This window comes from Verrucomicrobiia bacterium, from assembly GCA_035495615.1.
In the GTDB taxonomy this organism is placed as follows: domain Bacteria; phylum Omnitrophota; class Omnitrophia; order Omnitrophales; family Aquincolibacteriaceae; genus DATJFP01.
Window position 1 is genome coordinate 1 of record DATJFP010000002.1, and the last position, 19,326, is coordinate 19,326.

Annotated in this window: 15 protein-coding genes and 1 riboswitch; of the genes, 1 reads left to right on the plus strand and 14 read right to left on the minus strand. The window is 60.7% G+C overall.

Annotated features, from left to right (window positions below; all coding sequences use genetic code 11):
- Positions 1 to 18: 18 nt before the first annotated feature.
- From VL688_00020 to VL688_00065, 10 genes are all read right to left on the minus strand, one after another.
- Positions 19 to 1,461 carry a DUF4139 domain-containing protein gene (locus VL688_00020; protein HTL46433.1) on the minus strand — a complete coding sequence of 481 codons (1,443 nt, stop codon included), beginning with the start codon at positions 1,459 to 1,461 and terminating at the stop codon, positions 19 to 21.
- A gap of 70 nt (positions 1,462 to 1,531) precedes the next feature.
- A riboswitch (cyclic di-AMP (ydaO/yuaA leader) is annotated at positions 1,532 to 1,680 on the minus strand.
- Positions 1,678 to 1,914, minus strand: a complete 237-nt coding sequence (locus tag VL688_00025; GenBank protein ID HTL46434.1) for a hypothetical protein — start codon at positions 1,912 to 1,914, stop codon at positions 1,678 to 1,680. Its footprint overlaps the riboswitch before it by 3 nt.
- A gap of 133 nt (positions 1,915 to 2,047) precedes the next feature.
- The gene (locus tag VL688_00030; GenBank protein ID HTL46435.1) at positions 2,048 to 4,159 is read right to left on the minus strand and encodes a 3-hydroxyacyl-CoA dehydrogenase NAD-binding domain-containing protein; all 2,112 of its coding nucleotides are present in this window, start codon (positions 4,157 to 4,159) and stop codon (positions 2,048 to 2,050) included.
- The gene (locus tag VL688_00035; GenBank protein HTL46436.1) at positions 4,156 to 5,439 is read right to left on the minus strand and encodes a thiolase family protein; all 1,284 of its coding nucleotides are present in this window, start codon (positions 5,437 to 5,439) and stop codon (positions 4,156 to 4,158) included. The genes VL688_00030 and VL688_00035 overlap by 4 nt, the downstream gene beginning before the upstream one ends.
- A gap of 58 nt (positions 5,440 to 5,497) precedes the next feature.
- Positions 5,498 to 5,812 carry a cupin domain-containing protein gene (locus tag VL688_00040; protein HTL46437.1) on the minus strand — a complete coding sequence of 105 codons (315 nt, stop codon included), beginning with the start codon at positions 5,810 to 5,812 and terminating at the stop codon, positions 5,498 to 5,500.
- A gap of 20 nt (positions 5,813 to 5,832) precedes the next feature.
- Positions 5,833 to 6,990, minus strand: coding sequence for a radical SAM family heme chaperone HemW (gene hemW / locus VL688_00045; GenBank protein HTL46438.1), 1,158 nt, complete (start codon positions 6,988 to 6,990; stop codon positions 5,833 to 5,835).
- A gap of 4 nt (positions 6,991 to 6,994) precedes the next feature.
- Complete coding sequence (locus tag VL688_00050) at positions 6,995 to 8,017, minus strand: glycosyltransferase (protein ID HTL46439.1); 1,023 nt, start codon at positions 8,015 to 8,017, stop codon at positions 6,995 to 6,997.
- A 26-nt stretch (positions 8,018 to 8,043) separates the two neighbouring features.
- Positions 8,044 to 9,234, minus strand: a complete 1,191-nt coding sequence (locus VL688_00055; GenBank protein ID HTL46440.1) for an MFS transporter — start codon at positions 9,232 to 9,234, stop codon at positions 8,044 to 8,046.
- On the minus strand, positions 9,231 to 11,525 hold the full coding sequence (locus tag VL688_00060; GenBank protein ID HTL46441.1) for a cation:proton antiporter: 2,295 nt from the start codon (positions 11,523 to 11,525) through the stop codon (positions 9,231 to 9,233). The genes VL688_00055 and VL688_00060 overlap by 4 nt, the downstream gene beginning before the upstream one ends.
- A gap of 23 nt (positions 11,526 to 11,548) precedes the next feature.
- Complete coding sequence (locus VL688_00065) at positions 11,549 to 11,938, minus strand: hypothetical protein (GenBank protein ID HTL46442.1); 390 nt, start codon at positions 11,936 to 11,938, stop codon at positions 11,549 to 11,551.
- 254 nt (positions 11,939 to 12,192) lie between these two features.
- On the opposite strand from VL688_00065, the gene VL688_00070 reads away from it, so the two are divergent.
- Complete coding sequence (locus tag VL688_00070; protein HTL46443.1) at positions 12,193 to 13,497, plus strand: zinc-dependent alcohol dehydrogenase; 1,305 nt, start codon at positions 12,193 to 12,195, stop codon at positions 13,495 to 13,497.
- Here VL688_00070 and treY read toward each other — a convergent pair.
- Genes treY through VL688_00090 form a run of 4 tightly spaced genes read right to left on the minus strand, consistent with a single transcriptional unit; the run spans position 13,494 to position 19,321 of the window.
- Positions 13,494 to 16,586, minus strand: a complete 3,093-nt coding sequence (gene treY, locus VL688_00075; GenBank protein ID HTL46444.1) for a malto-oligosyltrehalose synthase — start codon at positions 16,584 to 16,586, stop codon at positions 13,494 to 13,496. The two genes, VL688_00070 and treY, sit on opposite strands and share 4 nt — an antisense overlap.
- Positions 16,519 to 18,672, minus strand: coding sequence for a glycogen debranching protein GlgX (gene glgX, locus VL688_00080; GenBank protein ID HTL46445.1), 2,154 nt, complete (start codon positions 18,670 to 18,672; stop codon positions 16,519 to 16,521). The genes treY and glgX overlap by 68 nt, the downstream gene beginning before the upstream one ends.
- A gap of 25 nt (positions 18,673 to 18,697) precedes the next feature.
- Positions 18,698 to 18,931 (minus strand): hypothetical protein, encoded by a 234-nt coding sequence (locus VL688_00085; GenBank protein HTL46446.1) that lies wholly within the window; start codon positions 18,929 to 18,931, stop codon positions 18,698 to 18,700.
- 15 nt (positions 18,932 to 18,946) lie between these two features.
- On the minus strand, positions 18,947 to 19,321 hold the full coding sequence (locus tag VL688_00090; GenBank protein ID HTL46447.1) for a hypothetical protein: 375 nt from the start codon (positions 19,319 to 19,321) through the stop codon (positions 18,947 to 18,949).
- Positions 19,322 to 19,326 lie beyond the last annotated feature (5 nt).

Sequence of the window (19,326 nt, forward strand, 5' to 3'; positions counted from 1 at the left end):
GAAATGATTTTTTTCATGTCAGTATCCTGTCTTTACGCGGTAATCCAGTACCGTTTCCCCGTTCTTGGGCACTTTAACGCGGAATTGGATGAGGTTCGCGTTTAGTTTCTCATGCGGCTGGCTTTCTTCGATCACCTGCCAGTTGCCGGACAGGGGTTCGCTGACGAGCACCTCCACGTCTTCAGCCTTCGCGTTCTTGAGCGTCACCTGCCAGGCGGATTCAAACGTGTTGCCCGCCAGCTGCTTGTAATCGGTCTGCTTGCGGCGCGCGGTGATGTCGAAAGCCTGGCCGGCGCGGAGCCGCACGGTCTCTCCTTGAGGCACGGACGGAAGAGCGTCCTCTCCGGCGAAAGTCTGCCGGCCTTCGGCGCCCTGCTGGTAAAGCCGCACCGTGCCCTGCGGCAGCGGCGCGCCCAATCCATTCTCCTGCGTGTTTTTTGTTTTCAGGTAAACGTTCACCGGCAGCTTTCCCGCGCCGTCTTCATCATAGAAAGCCTGGCCGTAGTAATACTGCGGGCTTTCCACCTTGTATTCTTTTTCCAGCGTCACGTTCTTGGGCTGGAAAAACGGGAGCTGCACGCTCGCGTGATTTTCCAGGCTCACGGGCGACGACAAATCATAAGCGTGGTATTCGAACAGGGACTGCTGCTCGAAAGACGGCGGCGCGGGCGCGGCTTCGGCCATCGCCATGCTCGCGCGCCCGGCCTTCATGGCATACGCCTGAGGCTGCTCCTGGTAAGTCCGGTTCACCTGTCCCGCGACGAGCCGCAGCCCCGCGTCCTGAAATGACGCGCCGCTCTCGTTGGAAAGCGTGGCCCAGGCCGTCAGCTCCGCGGGCCCGGATTCTTTCAGGAGCATCACGTAATCGACTTTCCAGCTGATGCCGGAAGTCAGATAAGAAATCTCGAGGTCATGCTTCACGGCGGATTTTGCGCCCGCTTCCCAGGTCAGCGACGGCCGGAGTACGAACCCTTCGGGCAGGCCCGGCAGGATTTTGGCGCCCGGATATCCGATGTAAACTTCATTCCCGACGAGATACACCGGATCGCCGTCGTTGGAAAGCAGCGTGGCGTCCAGCGTCTCTTTCCGGTCCTGAAACTGGTTCCAATTCACGACTTTGATCTGCTTTCCCACGAATTTATCCAGAAGGCTGTGCGCATCCGCGGTGTTCTGTTCGAAAACCTGCCGCGCGACGTAAAAATCCTGCGGCGCGGTAAGCGATTGGACACGCACGGACTCCGGCATGAGCAGCACGGGAATGTCCGTGAGTTTCAGGCGCGATGTGCCCGCGGGAATGTCCGCCTGGCGCACTTCGCGCACGAGCGCGAGCCCGTCGTTGAAGACGCTGAGCGCGACGTCGCGGCGGGCATCCAGGACGATTTGCTTTTCCTCGGAGCGCGCGGCGGAAAGCGGAAGGACGAGCAAAAGGGAAAGAAGGAAAACAGCCCGGGATTTTTTCATCGTCTCTCTTTCGAATCGTGCGCGGCGGAGGGATGAGTTCCCTCCGCCGCTAGGTTTGTTGCGCTATTATAATGCCTCTCTGCCACGCCTGCGAGATTAACTTCTTAAGGTTCGGGCTGCAGAGTAGCCCTTCCACGATAAGGCCGTGGTTCACCTGCTCGGTTCTCCCGCTTTCCTGCGCGGCCGCGGGCCGCGCGGAAAATTCGGCGCACGATGTTACATCGTCGCTTCCTTCGCCGCAGCGTCAGAAGCCTTATCGGCAACGGCCTGCGCTTCCCCGGTCAAACCTTCCGAAGTCGCATTCAGGTCGCTTTGCACATCCGTTCCGGAATTAACCAGAGCGGTTTCGCTTTCTTTCACGGGAAGGACCTTGCCATCCGTGAGTTCCGCGGCCGAAGCAGCGGCCTGGAAAGCGAGAAGGCCCAGCACCATCACGATCATGAACTTTTTCATACATTCACCCCCTTCCCATTTTTGCAGGGAGACAAAATCTGTTCCCCTTTACAGGGCTTAGGACGGAAGCTGCCGGGAGGATATTCATGAAAATTTATAACCTGCTGATAAGAAATGACTTAGGGGATGTGGACTAAAAGAACTTCTTGCCGGACTTGGCCAGGGCGGCCAGATAAGGCGCGGGTTCGAATCGTTCCCGGCTGACGGAATTCTGGAAACGCTCGAGGTCTTTGACCACGTTCGCGAGGCCGACCGAATCCGCGTACGCCAAAAGGCCGCCGCGGAAAGGAGGAAAACCCGTGCCCATGATCATACCGATATCGACGGACGCGGGGCCGTCCACGACTTTTTCGTCGAGGCAGCGCGCGGCTTCGTTGATCATGATGTAAATCATGCGCTTGACCGCGTCCTCTTCGGAAACGCCGGACGTTTTCTGCGCGGCCGGCACTTCGGGATTCACGGATTTCTTTTTCCCGTCATAAACGTAAAATCCTTTTTGGGATTTTTTCCCGAGCAGGCCTTTGGCCTTCACGTCTTCGAGGATCTTGGCGACTTTCATGCGTTCGCCGAAAGCCTCATGGAGAACGTGCGCGACTTTGTAGCCGACGTCGATGCCGACCTGATCCACCAGCTCGATGGGGCCCATGGGCATCCCGAATTTTTCAGCGAGGCGGTCGATCGTTTCGGCGCTCATGCCTTCCTGAAGAAGGAAAGCGGCCTCGTTCATGTACGGCAGCAGCAGCCGGTTCACCAGAAATCCCGGCGCGTCCTTGACCACGATCACGGTTTTGCCCAGATTGCGCGCGAACTGCACGGTCTTTTCGATGGCCTCGTCGGAGCTTTGCTGCGCCCGGATCACTTCCACGAGCGGCATGCGGTGCACGGGATTGAAAAAGTGAAGCCCGGTTACGCGCTCGGGATTTTTGCAGACCGACGCCATCTGCGTCACCGAAAGCGACGAGGTGTTGGACGCAAGCACCGTGTCCGGAGCCCCGATCCCGCTCAGCTCCTTGAACACCTTCTGCTTGATGCCCATGTCTTCGACGACGGCCTCGATCAGGATCTCGCAGTTTTTCAGGCCCTTGTTCGTGGTGCCCACCGAGATCAGGCCCATTTTATTTTCGAGGTCGTGCTTCTTGATCTTCCGGCGCTTGAGCGCGCCCGAATAGATGCTCCGCGCTTCTTTCAGCGCGCCTGCCAGCGCCTTTTCGTTGAGGTCTTTGACGCGCACGGGGATATCGCGTGTCGTCACCAGCTGCGCGATGCCGCCGCCCATGACGCCCGCGCCGATCACGCCGCATTTCTTGACCTTCCAGGCCGGAACTTTGGCCGGAGTCCAGCGGATCTTCTTGTATTTCTCGCTGAGAAAAAAGACCTTGATGAGGTTTTTGGAAACGTCGGTCGTGCCGAGGTTCGCGAAGTGGTCACTTTCCAGCTTGTACGCCTGCGGCGAGTTCATGCCGTAAGTGGCGCGCAAGAGCCGGATAATTTCCAGCGGCGCGGGATAAAAGCCTTTGGTCTTCGCGAGCACGTCTTTTTCCGCGCGGCTGAAGACGTAAGCCTTTCCCGGCGGCGTGTCTTCGAACAGCTTCGTGACGAGGTCTTTTTTCCGGGGCCTGCGGGGCTTGGCGCCGTCCGCGAGGCTTCTTGCGAATGCGATCGAATCTTCACGAAGGGTTTTTTCCGGAAAAAGTTTGTCCACCATGCCGTTTTTCAGCGCATCCTGCGCGGAGACGATCTTGCCCGCGAGGATGAGCGGCATGGCTTTCAGCAGCCCGAGAAGCCGCGGCAGACGGATACTGCCGCCGAAGCCGGGAAGAATGCCCAGGTTCACTTCGGGGAGCCCGATCTTGACGTTGGGAGAAAACGATGCGGTGCGCGCCGTGCACGAAAGCGCGAGCTCATAACCGCCGCCGAGGCAGGCGCCGTTGATGACGCAGACGACCGGAATTTTCAGGTCTTCGATCTTCTGAAAAACCGCTTTCCCCTGCTCGGCCTTGGCGACAGCGTCTTCCTTGGTTTTGATGCCGTCGATTTCCTTGATGTCCGCGCCCGCGATGAAAATCCGGCTCTTGGCGCTGACAATGACGAGCGCGCGCAGATCCGAGCGGCCCGCGATTTCGCCTGCAATGTCCCGCAGTTCGGTCAGGCCTTCGGTGGTGAGCACGTTGACTTCGGTATCGGGAACGTCGATCTCCAGGATGCCGATACCGTTTTCGGCGGTAAGTTTCCAGACCCTGCTCATGAATTCCTCTCCAGGACGAGGGCGCCGCCCTGGCCTCCGCCCACGCACAGCGACACGAGCCCGCGGTGCAGGCCGCGGCGCTTCATTTCTTTCAGGCAGGTCATGACAAGGCGCGCGCCGCTGACGCCGACCGGATGGCCGAGCGCGATGCCGCCGCCGTTGACATTGAGCAGCGCGGGATCGATCTCGCCGAGCGGGCGCGCGTGAAGCCCATTGTCTTCGCAGAATTTTTTGGACGCCGCGGCTTCCAGGCAGGCCAGCACCTGCACCGCGAACGCCTCGTTGATTTCGAAAAGCTGCATGTCTTTGAGTTTCAGCCCGGCGCGGTGCAGCGCGCGGTCGATCGCGAACACCGGACCCAGGCCCATTTCGCTGGGCTCGAGGCCCGCATAGTCATAAGCCAGGATCGTGCCGAGGATTTCATAGCCCATAGACTTGGCCCGCGACTCTTCCATTAATAAGAGGGCGCAGGCGCCGTCGGTGATCTGGGACGAATTGCCGGCGGTCACCGTGCCGCTCAGCCTGTCGAACACGGGCTTCAATTTGGCCAGCGCCTCCATCGTCTGTCCCTCACGCGGGCCGTTGTCGTCCTGCGCGAATTTTTCGTACTTGGGAGGGATGAAAACGGTCATCATCTCTTCGCGCAATTTGTCGCGCGAGGCCAGGGCGTTGAGATGGCTTTTCAGCGCGAACTCGTCCTGCGTCTTCCGGGAAATCGCGAATTTTTTCGCCAGCACTTCCGCGGTCTGGCCCATGTTCAAGCCGCAGGCCGGGTCCGTGAGCGCAAGCTGCAGCGCGGCGATCGGCTTGAAGTGCACGGGCCGGAATAGCGCCGCAACCTGAAGTTTCTGGAGAAAGGTCTTGGCGCGGGAAAGTTTCATGAGGAGGCCCTGCGTTTCCTTGCTGAAAACAAGCGGCGCGTTGGACATGGACTCGGCGCCGCCCGCGATCACGATCTCGTCCACGCCCGCATTGATTTTCTCGGCCGCGCTGGTCACGGCCTCGAAGCCGGACGCGCAATTGCGGTTTACGGTGTAGGCCTTTTTGTCCTTGGGAATGCCCGCGGCCAGGCTGATGACCCGCGAAACGTTGGCCGCGTCGATGGGCTGACCCACGCATCCCATGATGACTTCGTCGATAAGGGCGGGGTCGATCTCGGTCCTCTGCAGAAGCTCGGTCACGCAAAGCGCCCCCAGCCTCTGGGCCGGGATAGCATCGAACAAGGTCCAGGCCTTGATAAAAGGCGTTCTCACTCCGTCAACGATGGCGATCTTTTTCATAAGCATTCCTCTTGCGATCCTATCATGAGTATAGTCTATCGGCCGGAGAGCCGCAGGACTAAATCCGGATGGCGTCCAGGCTCACGACGGGATCCCGGCCGAGTACTTCGGCCCGATGCACGGTCTTTTTCGGCACTTCGAGATAATCGCCGGCTTCCAGCACCAAGGTGCCTTCGCGCGTCGTCATGAGGAACCGGCCGGAAACAACGGCATCGATTTTATCGGCGCCATGGATGTGGTCCGGGAAATAAGTGCCGGGGGGATAAACGTGGCGGGTGACGGAATAGCCGAGACTTTCGATTTTTCTGCGGAGGGCGGCTTCGTTCAGGACACCGTCTTTGGCTTCATCCCATTTCACGCTGTCGAAGGCCATGATCTACCTCGATTCCGCAATTATTGTACGCCCGCTTCCCGCCCGCGGCCAGCAATTCCTTGCGCGGCCAGTTCCGCCAGAACGCCTTCGGCCAGGAACCGCCCTTTCTGCGCGAGCGTGAAGCGGCCGGCCTTTTCTTCCACGATGCCATGCCCGGCCCAGAAATCGAAAAGCTCCCGCACGCGCAGCGCCAGGGACGGAAACTCTTCCAGCGAGATCCCTTCTTCGAGGCGCAGTCCCGTAATCAGCCTCTCCATTTCCCTCTCGGCAGGCGTGAGCTTGTCTTCGGCGTCCAGGCCCGGATTTCCCTGTTCGACCTTGGCAAGATACGAGGCCACGTCCGCCGCCACCCGCGTCCTCGCGCCGCGCAGGAACGAAACCGCGCCCGGCCCCAATCCCAGATAGTCCTCGCCCTTCCAATAAATAAGATTGTGGCGGCATTCAAAGCCCGGCCGCGCGAAACTCGCGAGCTCGTACTGGCGGTATCCCGCGCCGCGCAGGATTTTTTCCGCGAGCGCGAACATGGCGTGATGCGCGTCCTCGTCCGGCAAATCCAGCGCCCCGCGTTTTTTCCGCTTGCCGAAGGCCGTGGCGTCGAGGACTTCGAGATCGTACGCCGTGATTTGCGCGGGCCCGAGGTCCAGCGCCCGGCGCAGCGACTCTTCGAAATGCGCGGGCGTCTGCCCCGGAAGGCGGAACATGAGGTCCATGCTTACGTTTTCGAATCCGGCTTCCCGCAAAAGGCGCGCGGTCGCGGCAATCTCAGGGACGCCGTGCGAGCGGCCCATGGCCCGCAGCAGTTCCGGCTGGAACGCCTGCACGCCAAGGCTCACGCGGTTCACGCCCAGGCGCCGGTAAGCCCGGAGTTTCTCCGGCTGGGCGTCGCCCGGATTCATTTCCAAAGTAAATTCGAAGTCCGGCGCAAAATCGAACAGGCCGCGCAGATGGGAAACAAGGGCTTCGGTTTCCGCCGCGGAAACCGCGGACGGCGTGCCGCCTCCGAGATAAAGCGTGTCGAAAAGAAACCGCCCGTATTTTGCGCGGGCCTTTTCTGCTTCGCAGCGCAGAGCAGAAAAAAATCGCTGCCGCATTTCCGCCGAACGGTCGGTGGTCACGGCGAAATCGCAGTAATGGCATTTTTTTTCGCAGAAAGGGATGTGGACGTAGAGGCCGGTCATGGCGTCACGCGAAGCAGAAAAAGTTTTCGCCTTCGATGTAGCCGCGGCCGGCAAAAAATTCGCGGATCGTCTGCCGGCGGCCGGGCTGGCCCACGGCGGAAAGCGCGACCGGCAACAAGGCTCCGGCTTCACCCACGCGGGCTTCTTCCCACACGGGAATGCCCGCGATTTTTTTGCCGATGCGGCGTGGATGGACTTCGATGAAGGCATGCACCGTGACGTTTTCTTCCCGCAGCAGCGCGGCCAGCTGCTTGCCCGTGGGGCCCGCGCCCGCGATGATCACGCCGCGCGAACGCACGGCGGACATGCGTCCGAGAAAATGCGCCTTTGCGCGCATGAATTGAAGCAGCGAATAGCGGCCGTCTGTCCGCGTCAGGCGGTCCGGCCCGTCCGACCAGTCGAGCAGCACGCGCTCCACTTTCGCCAGCCGCATGCCTTTTTCCAGCATGCGCAGCCAAAGGTCGTAATCTTCGGCCCAGCCCGGATCGCGGTAGCCGCCGCACGCTTCGAACGCCTCGCGCTGCATCATGACACTCGGATGCACAAGCGGGCTTTCCACGAAACGCTCGCGCGAGATTTCTTCCGGCGCGGTCAGCGCGTTGATCCAGGATTCGTAACGGGAAAATCCTTCGCGCGGTGTCTCGCCATGGCCGCTGCCAAGAATGCGGACCTGCGTGCCGCAGGCGGCCACGTCCTGATTTTTTTCGAGGAACGCCGCCTGCTCCGAAAGCCGATCGGGATAGGCAAAGTCGTCGGCATCCATGCGCGCAAGAAGCGGCGCTCGCGCGGCTTCGTGGGCGGTTTGGAGCGCGGAAATCAGTCCGCCCGAGGCCTTGAGCGGCACGACTCTCGGATCGGCGGCGGCAAAAGAGCGGACCAGTTCCGGCGTTTCGTCGGTGGACGCGTCATTCACGAGAAGGAGCTCGAAATCGCGGAAGGTCTGCGCAAGACAGCTTTCCACGGCGCGCCGCAGCGTGCGGGAACCGTTTCGAACCGGAAGAAGGATGGAAATGTGGGGCCGGGACATGCGCTATTCTACCAGACCGGGCTTGGCTATTCTGCCAGGTGTTTTTCCTCGATCCTCGAAAAAAAAGTCAGCGCCAGGATCGAGCCCCCGAGCGCCGCCACGGCCAGGCTGAGGGATTTGTCCGCCAAAAGCCCGATCAAAGGATTCATGACCACGATGGCCAGCGTCCGGGCCATGGACGCCATGGAAATCACGGTAGCCCTTTGCTCCGAGGGAATGACCGCGTGCATGTAGGCATTATATATAGGAACGCGTGTCAGCCCGAAACTGAAGGCAAGCACGATCAGGCCCGCGACCAGGTAAAGAGGCTTGGCAGCGGCAAGGCCGAGAAGCGCAAGCCCGGCGGCGGCGGTGGCAAAGACCAGCAAGTTCCGCTTGGAGCCAAGCAGGCGTTCCAGGTTTGCGGCGCTGGAAAGAAAAAGGATTTGGCCGACGCAGGCCAGCGCATTCACGACACCGAGATAAGCCAGCGGCAAACCTGCCCTCAAAAGAAGCGGCTGATAAAGCCAGATGATGCCCCACGCCATCGCGTTCGTGAGCGCGAGTTCCGAGGCCAGAAGCCACAGCACCTTGTGCTGAAAAAAAAGCCGGGTGCCCTCTTTCAAGATGAGGCGGTAAGACGGCGGCTTCCCGCTTCCGGAATCCAGCGAAGGCTCGGTCATGGAAAGCGCCAGGAAAAATCCCGCGGCCGAAGGCAGGACGTAAAACCGCATGGGCGCGGCAAGACCCCACGCGTGCGCGATGAAGCCGCCCGCGGCGGTCGCCAGGATGATGCCTCCGAGCTTGAATGACTCCAGGGCCGAAAGCTCGGCCTTCGCGGCGCCGGTTTTCCCGAGCGCGGCCAGGCTGTCGTAAGCCAGCGATTCATCCGCGCCGGAATGCAGCGTGTAGGCGGCCGCCATCAACATTTCCGCGGCGAGAAAAACCGGAAGAGCGGGGCGGCTCACGTAAAGCAGCGCGGCTGCCGCGCCCAGGAAATAACCGCAGGCGAGCGACGTCTTGCGCCCGAAGCGGTCCGCCACCACGCCTGTCGGCACTTCGAACGCGAAGCTCCAGAACATGAACCAGGCGTTCAGGAAAAGCACCTGGGAGAGTTTCAGCCCGCCCCAGTCCGTGTAAAAAGGCACGAGCACCGCGGAATAAAAATGCATCCAGAAAAGCAGGCGGACGATTTTGAGCTTCCAGAGATTGGCTTCGATTCCGGACAAAGACTTCATTCGGCCGCGGCAAGGCAGCGCTGGGCCGCTTCGATTTGTTCGGGCCATCCGAAAAGGATGAGAGTGTCGCCCGCCTCGAGGAGCGTTTCAGGATCGGGATTGTTGATCGAGAGGTTGCCTTTTTTCAGGCCGAGCACCGAAATACCCGTGCGCCGCCGCAGCTTGATCTGCCGCAGCGTTTTTCCGGCGCTCGACGCGCCCGCGGGAATTTCAAAGGCCTGGGTGTGCGGCGCCCCGATTTTTTCCGGCGCGCGAGGCGGCGGCTCTTTGACTTTCGCATGCAGGAACCCGATCGCGGCGCGGACTTGGTCCGGGCTGCCCATGAGTAAAAGGACGTCGCCGGGAAGAAGCCGGGTCTCCGCCGGAGGATTGGGAATAGATTCGGCGCCGCGGTAAACACAGACCACGCTCGCGCCGGTTTCCGAGCGCAGCCGAAGGTCGCGGATCGTCTGGTTCAACGCGGATTCACGGTACGGCAGCAGAAAATCTTCGGTGGCCACTTCCCAGGGATATTCTTCGCGGATGAGGCGCGCGAGCTCGTCATGCGCTGCCGTGTCCTGCGGCTCTTCTTCCTTCCGCCCTGTCTCGGTCCCAAACACGCCCAGCACCACGTGCTCGACGCGGCGATGCGCCCGACGCACCGAGTCTCCGAGAAAAAGAAGCGCGAGAAGGACGAGCCCGGCCACGGCAATCGTGAGCGGAAAGCTCGGGAGAAAAAAAGAGCCGACCGCGAGGAAGACCAGCCCCGCGGTCAGGATGATGAAGAAGCGGAAAACATTGTGGAGGACCTGGTGCGCTTCCGGAAACCCTCCGGCTTCGCCGCCCCCGAACGCGGCGGCAACATTAAGGAAAATCCGGTCCACGGCATACGCAAAGCCCATGAAAAAAGGCAGGATGGAAACGCCGAGCACGGGCCAGTAAAAATTCCGCGGCATCCAGGCGGCATAATGCATCCTCGTCACGGCATACGCCATGCCGAACGCGCCCACGACGTAAAGGCCGATGCGGGGAAGCTCCGCGCCCACGTGACGTTTCACGGCTCCGGTTCTTTCGGAGCCCGTCCCCGCCCTTTCAAGCCAGGACGTGTAAAACCCAAGAAGATCCCCTAATCCCTTGGGCGCAAGGCGTGACAGGCCGCGTACGGCCGCCTCGTTGTTTTTCATCAGGAAAGGCGTGGTCAGCGTCGTGATGCCGGAAATCGAAACCGCGATGGGAAAAAGAAACGGGCTCGTCACGCCGCGGTCTTCGCCGAGCCGCGCAATGATGAACGAAAATTCGCCGATCTGCGCGAGGCCGAGCCCTACTTTAAACGCGGTCGTGACGTTGTAGCCCGCCAGGAACGTGGCCGCCGAACAGCTCATGATTTTGGCCGCGATCGTCACGAGTGTCAGCGCGAGGATCGGCGCGCGGAATTCCATCATGACTTTGGGGTCGAGCAGCATGCCCACGGAAACGAAAAAGACGGCCGTGAACATGTCGCGGATCGGCTCCATGAGATGGACGATTTTTTTCACGTGTTCGGTTTCCGCCAGGATGGCCCCGGCGAGAAAGGCGCCAAGCGCGACGGAAAAGCCGCACTTTGCGGCCGCGAGCGAAACGCCGAAGCAGAAGCCGAGGATGGCCACGATCAGGGTCTCATTGCTTTCGAATCGCTCGATAAAACGCAGCGCGCGCGGCGCCAGCCAGAATCCGAGGAATAAAACCGCCAGAATGAACGAGGCCACGCGGATCACTTCGATTCCCGCCTGCTTGACTTCGAGCGTGCCCGTCGCCGCGATGCCGGACAAGAGCGCGATGATGACGATGGCGAGAATGTCTTCGATCACGAGAATGCCCAGGATCACCTGCGCGAATTTCTCTTTGATCTTTTTCATGTCCATGAGGACTTTGGCGATGATCGTGGTGCTCGAGATCGAAAGGAGCGCGCCGAGGAAAAGGCTGTCCATGAATTTCCAGCCGAGCGCCCGGCCCGCGGAAAAGCCGATCCAGATCATGAGGATGATCTCGACCGTCGCCGCGACGAAAGCCACCAGTCCGACTTTGGCCAGGCGTCTGATGCTGAATTCGAGGCCGATCGAGAAAAGCAGGAAGATGACGCCCAGCTCAGAAAGCGTGTTGATACTGCCGATGTCGTGGACGAGGGAATACGGCGGCGTGTGGGGGCCGATCAAAAGCCCCGCAAGAATGTATCCCAAGACGACGGGGAGGCGGAGCTGCTGGCACAGGACCATGATCACGGCGCTTGCCGCCATGACCATGGCCATGTCCTGCAGGAATGAAATCGCGTGCATTTACTTCCCGCGCGTCAGGACGCTCAGCCCTTCAGCTCATTGACGAGAAGCGTGTAGATGCGCTGCGCGAGCTTCATATCCGGGAAAAGGTTGTAGCCTTTGCGGGCCTGGACGCGCATGCGGACGCTCTTGGGCGTGACCTGGAAGATTTCGATTTTAACTTCGGAACCGCCGACCTTGGCTTCGAGATGCCCGGTTTGCTTGTCCTGCAGGAGGATGGCTCCCTGGCCGGTCAGCACTTCCAGCGCGCTGCTCCAAACTGCGTCGGCCGACTTGTCCGAGAATCCTTCGATCTCGTCGCGGCTGATGGCGTATCCGCCCGCGGCGCCGGCGCCGAGCACGAAAAGCGCGCATCCGTTAAAGAATAAAGGCAGGATAAAAAAGACCGCTAATTTCTTCCATGAACTTTTCATTGTTGCTCCTTTTTGGATTTTTTCCAGGTAGGCGGCCATTGTACCTGAAAAAAAATCATTGCAGCACGAAAATTGACTAAAAAAGCCGCTGCCCGAACTTTGCGGCATTTGCCGCCCCCTTTGTCAGGGTTCCCTGACAGCCGCACCCTTCAATCCGAAGCGCGGTTTCATACATCCCCTTACTTTTCATCAAGAATTTCCGTGGCATGGATGTTGCATTTTTTTAAATACGGCATGGGGAAAGCAGGTAAGCCATGAAAGCTTTAGTCTGGCACAATATCGGAGACATCCGTCTCGAAAACGTCAGCGAGCCGCGCATCAAAGACCCCACGGACGCGATCGTCCGCATCACGACCAGTGCCATTTGCGGCACGGACCTTCACATGATCCGCGGGACCATGTCGGGCATGAAACGCGGGACCATCCTGGGCCATGAAGGCGTAGGCATTGTCGAAGAACTCGGACAGGACGTCCGGAACCTGAGCGTCGGGGACCGCGTCGTCATTCCTTCCACCCTCGCGTGCGGCGTGTGCTCGTACTGCCGCGCGGGCTATTACGCGCAATGCGACGGCGCGAATCCCAACGGGACCATGAAAGGCACGGCCTTTTTCGGCGGCCCGGCAGACAGCGGGCCTTTCCACGGCCTGCAGGCCGAATTCGCGCGCGTGCCTTATGCCAACGTCGGGCTCGTCAAGCTTCCGGAAGACGTTACCGACGACCAGGCCATCCTGCTCTCGGACATTTTTCCGACCGGTTATTTCGGCGCGGAGCTGGCGGAGATCGGGCATGGCGACGTCGTCGTCGTTTTCGGCTGCGGACCCGTGGGGCAATTCGCGATCGCCAGCGCGAAACTGCGCGGGGCGGGACGCATCTTTGCCGTGGACTCGGTGCCGACGCGCCTGGCCGTCGCGCGCATGCAGGGCGCGGAGGTCATCAACTTCAACGAAGAAGATCCGGTGGAAGCGCTGGCCCGCCTGACGAACGGCATCGGTCCCGACCGCGCGATCGACGCGGTGGGCGTGGACGCGGAAAGGCCGCACGGCGGGCCGGGGTTGAAGACCGCGAAGAAAAACGCGGACGAATTCGAGCGCGAGCTCCACGAAGTAGCGCCCAAAACCCATCCGGACGGCGAGAACTGGCGGCCCGGAGACGGCCCGTCGCAGGTGCTGCAATGGGCGGTGCAGAGCCTGGCCAAGGCCGGCACGCTCGCCGTGATCGGCGTTTACCCGCTCACGGTCACGACTTTTCCGATCGGCGCGGCCATGAATAAAAATCTCACGATCCAGATGGGCAACTGCCATCACCGCCGCTACATCCCGGATCTCCTGAACCTGGTCCGCAGCGGGCAGATCGATCCCTCGCGGCTCGTGACGCAGCAGGAACCGTTTTACAATGTGCTGGAAGCGTACGCGGCTTTCGACAGGCGCGATTCCGGATGGCTGAAGGTGGAGCTCAAAACCGGTTACGACGAGATGACCGAAGATCTTCCGCCGGCGGAAATGGTCAAAAAATCCGGCGAGCTGAAGGTCGAAGCCGCGAGCCAGGTGCGGAGCGCTTAACCCGCGGGTTCATTCGCGGCCGGGCCGGAGAGAAGCGCGGCCGGAAGCGGGCTGAAAATCTGCGAGAGCTCGATCGCGGGCTTGTCCTGGAACGGGCGCGGGCTCACGCGCCGGCCTGAGAAGATGTCCGTCAGCGCGCGCAGGGCATTGTCCTGGGGCAGCAGCACAAATGTCCCTTTCCAAAATTCGGCCGGAGGCGCATCACTCGCCGTGCCGGAAAAAAATCGACCCGCGGCTGCGACCGCGCGGGCGCCGCCCTGACGCCTCAGAAAAGCGACCGCGTCTTTTTTTCTTTCGCCCGCGATCTCGAGCGGCACGTAGTCCCCGCCGCTGAAAAGCCGCGGTTCGCGCCGGCGGAAATGAAGCCCCTGCGAAAGCAGGTACAGCTTGATGCGCCCGTCGTCCTTCGAGGCCAGGAACTCCTCCAGGATTTTTTCTTTCGTCACGGACGACGCGGTTTTTTCCGCCACGCCCGAGAGAAGCGCGCGGCGCAGATCGTAATCGACCGGGCGGCGGTTGTCCGGGTCGACCAGCGAATAATCCCAGAGCTCGGTCCCCTGGTAAAAATCCGCGGCTCCGGGGGAACCCAGCTTCAGGACAAGCGCCGAAAGTGAATTCAGTTTTCCCGCCGCGGAAATCTTCCTCTGAAATTCGAGGAACGTGCCGAGAAATCCCCCGGATTTTTCTCCCGAGAGGATGCCGCAGAGGAATTTTTTCAGCGCCTCTTCGTATTCGGCTTCCGGTTTCATCCAGCTCGTGTAAAGCCCGGCCTCGCGCGCGGATTTCAAAAAGTATTCTTCCAGCCGTGTCCGCAGGTTTTCAGGGACTTGATTCGGATTCGGATCCGCTAGATCAGGCCATACTCCGAGCATCGTCTGATAAATAAAGTACTCCGTGTTGCGCGTGGGCTGGAGCAGGTCGCGGATCAGCGTCTTGTGCTTTTCGTTAACAATCGCCCAGCGCTCGATCTGGGTCTTCCATTCCTGGGGAATTTCGCTGAGGACGTTGATGCGCATGCGCACGTCCTCGCTGCGCTTGGTGTCATGAGTCGAGGTCGCGATAAGGCCGTGCGGCCACTGCTCCTGACGCTCGGCATTATGGCGGTGGAATTCTTCCACGGAAATCCCGAAGCTGTCCGGGCTCCCGCCGACTTCGTTGAGCGAAACGAGCGGATTATAAATGTAGAGCGCGGTGTCCTCCACGCCCTTGGCCATGACCGGGCCCGTGAGCTGCTGGAAACGGAGCACGAAATCCCGGTAGAGTTTTTCCTCCGGGAGCCCGGGCCCCAGCTCGAGCAGCAGCACCTTGGCCAGAAAATCGTAGACCGAGGGATTCATGCCCGGATTCCGGCTCTTCGCCTTTTTGACCGCGATCTCGATGTATTTGCGGTCGCGCTCGGAAACCGCGGTGTCTCCGGGCGTGATGTAGGTGCGGTAGACGGGAAAGCACGCGATGGTTTCGCCGATGGCGGCCGTCAGGCTGGCGCGCGTGAAATCCCTGAAGCACCGGCTTTTTTCGGAAATGGCGTCCAGCCGGTTTCCCAGGCTGCTGACTTCGCTTGCCATGGACACGGTCGCGAAAAATTTCTTCTGGTCGTGCGAGGCCTCGTTGAAACGGATGGGATGCCCGATGAAGCTCTCGTAAACCTCCTGGACGGCTTTCTGGTTTTCGCGCTGGACGAACAGGCCGTTCAAGTCGTTCAGAAAGTCATAGCCGACCGTGCCGTGGATGCGCCAGTCCGCGGGTAGTTTTTCCCCGCGCTCCAGGATTTTCTCGACCACAGTGAAAAACGGCGTAAGTCCCGCGAACTCCTCTTCCCGCGCCACGGCAAGGGCCTCGGCCCGCAGTTCTTCTTCGCTTGCCGCTCCCTGGAGATCGCGCGCGGCCAGCTGCGCGAACGCGTGCCGCTGCAGCCCCCGGAAATAAGCCACCGGATCGTAAAGCCCGTCCGGATGGTCGATGCGGAACCCCTGCAGTTTTTTCGCCGAGACCCAGCGGAAAAGCGACGCGTGGTAAGCGTCGAAGACTTCCGGGTCTTCCATGCGGATCGCGGCCAGATCATTGACCGTAAAAAAACGCCGGTAATTGATTTCTTCCGAAGCCACGCGCCAGAAGGCGAGGCGGTAATGCTGGCGTCCGATGAGTTCGTCGAGCAGGTCGAAGCTGCGGCGGTCTTCCTTCGAGCCGTTGAAAAGCCCCACGCGGCTCTCGGCGAATCCGCGCAGCGCATCCGAGCGCCGGAAAAGCGCGCCGAGATTTTCCTTGGCCTTTTCCTTTTCGGCGTCTCTCGCCTTCCGGTCTTCGGGCGAAGTCTTGTTCCTCAGTTTGTGCAGGGCTTCCAGCACTTCGACGAAACTGGAAAAAACGCCGTCTTCCACGGACGCGCCGGCGTGCAGCTCTTCCAGGCCGCGCGCCAGCACGAAAGGATACGTCGAAGGGTCCAGCGGAAATTCGTGATCGTAATATTTCAGTAAAAGCCGGCCTCCTTCGAGATGCAGCGCGATCTCGCCTTTTTCGAGCACGATGCCGTAATGGTCTTCCAGGATCGGGACCAGCACCTTGCCCGCGAGTTCGGCTTTCGGCGGGTTCCAGTCGATGTCGAAAAAAGAGGCGTGGGCCGAAGCCTCTCCGTTTTCCAGCACGTCCTGCCACCAGGTGTTGGTGTTGCCGCGGATGCCCATGTGATTGGGCACGATGTCGAGAATCTGACCGAGCCCTTTTTCGCAAAGCGCGCCGCAAAACCGCTCGTAATCTTCGGGCGTGCCGATTTCCGGATTGAGGCGCAGCGGATTCGTGATGTCATAGCCGTGGAGCGAGCCGGGCGTGGCCTCGAGGTAGGGCGAACAGTACAGCGTGTCGATGCCCAGGTCGCGCAAATACGCGGCCAGCGGCGCGGCCTGGCCGAACGTAAAATTTTTGTTGAGCTGCAGGCGGTAGGTGGAGGCCGGGAGATAGGCGGGCTGCCGGGAAGCGCGCGCAAGGCCGCGGATTTCGTCGCGCAAAACCGTGAGTCCCGCCACGTTATTTCTTCCGCCGGAAAACAGCCACGGAGCGGCCTCCGAGCTCGTAAGCGCCGGACGAAAAATCACCGCCGTTCCTCGCGCCGGCCGTATCGTAAAGCAAATCCCACGAAGCACCTTCCTCCTGCGGAAGGTTGACTTCCACGGGCGTATGCGCCGCGTTCATCCAGATGAGAAGCGTGTCTCCCGTGACGCGGCGGCCGCGCTCATCGAGTTCCGTGAGTGCGGTTCCTTCCAGAAGCACGCCGAGGCAATGCGCCGCAGGCGCCTGCCAGGCCTCGTCCTCCATGGGTTCGCCCGGCGGCTTCAGCCACACAATGTCTTTGACGCCCGCGCCGCGAATCTCGCGGCCGAGAAAAAACTTTTTGCGCTGCAGGACGGGCTGGCCGTTGCGGAAGGCGATCAGGCGCCGCGTGAATTCCAGAAATTCGCGTTCTTCGGGCGCAAGGTCCCACGAGACCCAGCTGATTTCGTTGTCCTGGCAGTACGCGTTGTTGTTGCCCTGCTGCGTGCGGCCCATTTCGTCGCCAGCCAGCAGCATGGGCACGCCCTGAGAAAGAAGAAGCGTGGCGATGAAGTTGCGGCGCTGCTGCGCGCGCAGTGCCGCGATGGCTTTGTCCTCGGTCGGCCCTTCCGCGCCGCAGTTCCAGCTCAGATTGTTGTTTTCGCCGTCTTTGTTGTCTTCTTTGTTGGCTTCGTTGTGCTTTCCGTCGTAGCTCACCAGGTCGCGCAGCGTGAAGCCGTCGTGGCAGGTAATGAAATTGATGCTGGCATACGGAAGCCGGCCGCCCGCCTGGTAAAGGTCGCTGCTTCCCGCAAGGCGTGTCGCAAATTCCGCGACGGTCTGCTCGTCGCCTTTCCAGAAGCGGCGCATGGCGTCGCGGTATTTGCCGTTCCACTCGGCCCAGCCCGGCGGAAAATTGCCGACCTGATAGCCGCCCTCGCCGACGTCCCACGGTTCGGCGATGAGTTTCACCTGCGACAAAACGGGATCCTGGTGCAGGATGTCGAAGAAACCGCTCAACCTGTCGACCGCGTGCAGCTCGCGCGCGAGCGCGCTGGCCAGGTCGAAACGGAATCCATCCACATGCATCTCGAGCACCCAGTAGCGCAAGCTGTCCATGATGAGCTGCAGCGTGCGCGGATTCTGGAGATTCAGCGTGTTGCCGCAGCCGGTGAAATCCTCGTAATAACGGCGCTCGGGCATGAGCCGGTAATACGAAGGATTGTCGATGCCGCGGAAAGAGAGCGTGGGCCCGAGGTGATTGCCTTCGGCCGTGTGGTTGTAGACAACGTCCAGAATGACTTCCATGCCAGCCGCGTGAAGCGCCTTGACCATGGCCTTGAACTCGCGCACCGTATCCTGCGGGCTTGCCGAGGCCACGGACGAATAGCGCGCGTCCGGCGCGAAATAATTGATCGTGTTGTAGCCCCAGTAATTGTTCAGGCCCTTGTCGACGAGGAGCCGGTCGTCCAGGCGGAAATGGACGGGCATGAGCTCGACCGCGCTCACGCCGAGCTCTTTCAAATGGCGGATCGCGGGTTCGGAAGCCAGCCCCGCGTAAGTGCCGCGCAGGTTTTCCGGAATTTCCGGATGGAGCTTGGTGAAACCTTTGACGTGCAATTCGTAAATCAGCGTCTTGTGCCAGGGAACTTTCGGGGCGCGGTCGTTTTCCCAGTCGAACGCGTTGTCCACCACGACGCCGAGCAGCACGTAAGGTCCGCTGTCGCGCTCATCGAACGACAAGTCAGCCGCCTCGTCCCCGATTTTGTAGCCGAACATCTCGTCTTTCCACAGCATGAACCGCGTGACCGCGCGCGCGTACGGGTCGAGCAGGACTTTGTTGGGGTTGAAGCGGAGCCCGTTTTCAGGTTCGTACGGGCCGTGCACGCGGTAGCCGTAGATCTGGCCGGGCTTCGCGCCCGGCACGTAGCCGTGCCACACGAAATTCGTCGCTTCCAGGCGGAAGCGGCGCGAAGACTGCGCGTGATGCTCGGAATCGAAAAAGCAAAGCTCCACGCCCGTGGCATGCTCGGAAAAAAGCGCGAAATTCACGCCCTGGCCGTCCCACGTGGCCCCCAGAGGATACGGCGAACCCGGCCACACTTCGGCCGCTTCCGCTCTTTTGTTTTCCTGCACGGCTGTTTCCGTCATAACGCCTCCTGTTGTCACCGCCGTCTTACAAAGACTGATTCTGATCAATCTCCTTGGGAGCATGGTTTTTTTTCGACGAACCCAAAAGCAGCAGCGTCACTTTTCCCACCATCCATATCGCTGCGATCAGGATGAGAATGCCGATGATGATTCTCAAGAAAATGCCCATGACGAGCAGCACCGGCAGCAGCAAGACGCCGGCCACGCTCAAAACACCCATCATAATCAGGACCAGCAAGCCTACCCAGAATTCTCTCATGACTTCTCCTCCGGCCTAAGGGGCCGATGCAAATTTTTCCAGGGCCGCGTCGCGGCGCGCTTTCGAGAGCGCGCCTTCCAGCTCGGTCAGCGAACGCAGCGCGGCTTCACGCGCCGCGTCCTCTGCCTCGGGCGCCGCGGTTTTCAGCTGATCTACGGCAGCCTTGGCCGCAATCTGATGTCCCGACAGCTCCGCCGTCACCATGTCGTATTTTTCCTGCAGCATGCCCGCGGCTTTGGCTTCCTGCCGGAACCGGCCAAGATCCGATTCCAGTTCTTCCTCGCGCACTTCCAGCGCCATCATTTCCCGTTCCGGCACGGCCGCGCGCGCCGCGGCTTGGAACGCGGCCGCCGTCAAAAAAACTCCCATCCAGAATCGCGCGTATCTCATAAGCC

Excerpts from the sequence above, each read along its gene's own strand:
- VL688_00020 (HTL46433.1), bottom strand. The coding sequence starts at position 1,461 with ATGAAAAAATCCCGGGCTGTTTTCCTTCTTTCCCTTTTGCTCGTCCTT.
- VL688_00025 (HTL46434.1), bottom strand. The coding sequence starts at position 1,914 with ATGAAAAAGTTCATGATCGTGATGGTGCTGGGCCTTCTCGCTTTCCAG.
- VL688_00030 (HTL46435.1), bottom strand. The coding sequence starts at position 4,159 with ATGAGCAGGGTCTGGAAACTTACCGCCGAAAACGGTATCGGCATCCTG.
- VL688_00035 (HTL46436.1), bottom strand. The coding sequence starts at position 5,439 with ATGAAAAAGATCGCCATCGTTGACGGAGTGAGAACGCCTTTTATCAAG.
- VL688_00040 (HTL46437.1), bottom strand. The coding sequence starts at position 5,812 with ATGGCCTTCGACAGCGTGAAATGGGATGAAGCCAAAGACGGTGTCCTG.
- hemW (HTL46438.1), bottom strand. The coding sequence starts at position 6,990 with ATGACCGGCCTCTACGTCCACATCCCTTTCTGCGAAAAAAAATGCCAT.
- VL688_00050 (HTL46439.1), bottom strand. The coding sequence starts at position 8,017 with ATGTCCCGGCCCCACATTTCCATCCTTCTTCCGGTTCGAAACGGTTCC.
- VL688_00055 (HTL46440.1), bottom strand. The coding sequence starts at position 9,234 with ATGAAGTCTTTGTCCGGAATCGAAGCCAATCTCTGGAAGCTCAAAATC.
- VL688_00060 (HTL46441.1), bottom strand. The coding sequence starts at position 11,525 with ATGCACGCGATTTCATTCCTGCAGGACATGGCCATGGTCATGGCGGCA.
- VL688_00065 (HTL46442.1), bottom strand. The coding sequence starts at position 11,938 with ATGAAAAGTTCATGGAAGAAATTAGCGGTCTTTTTTATCCTGCCTTTA.
- VL688_00070 (HTL46443.1), top strand. The coding sequence starts at position 12,193 with ATGAAAGCTTTAGTCTGGCACAATATCGGAGACATCCGTCTCGAAAAC.
- glgX (HTL46445.1), bottom strand. The coding sequence starts at position 18,672 with ATGACGGAAACAGCCGTGCAGGAAAACAAAAGAGCGGAAGCGGCCGAA.
- VL688_00085 (HTL46446.1), bottom strand. The coding sequence starts at position 18,931 with ATGAGAGAATTCTGGGTAGGCTTGCTGGTCCTGATTATGATGGGTGTT.
- VL688_00090 (HTL46447.1), bottom strand. The coding sequence starts at position 19,321 with ATGAGATACGCGCGATTCTGGATGGGAGTTTTTTTGACGGCGGCCGCG.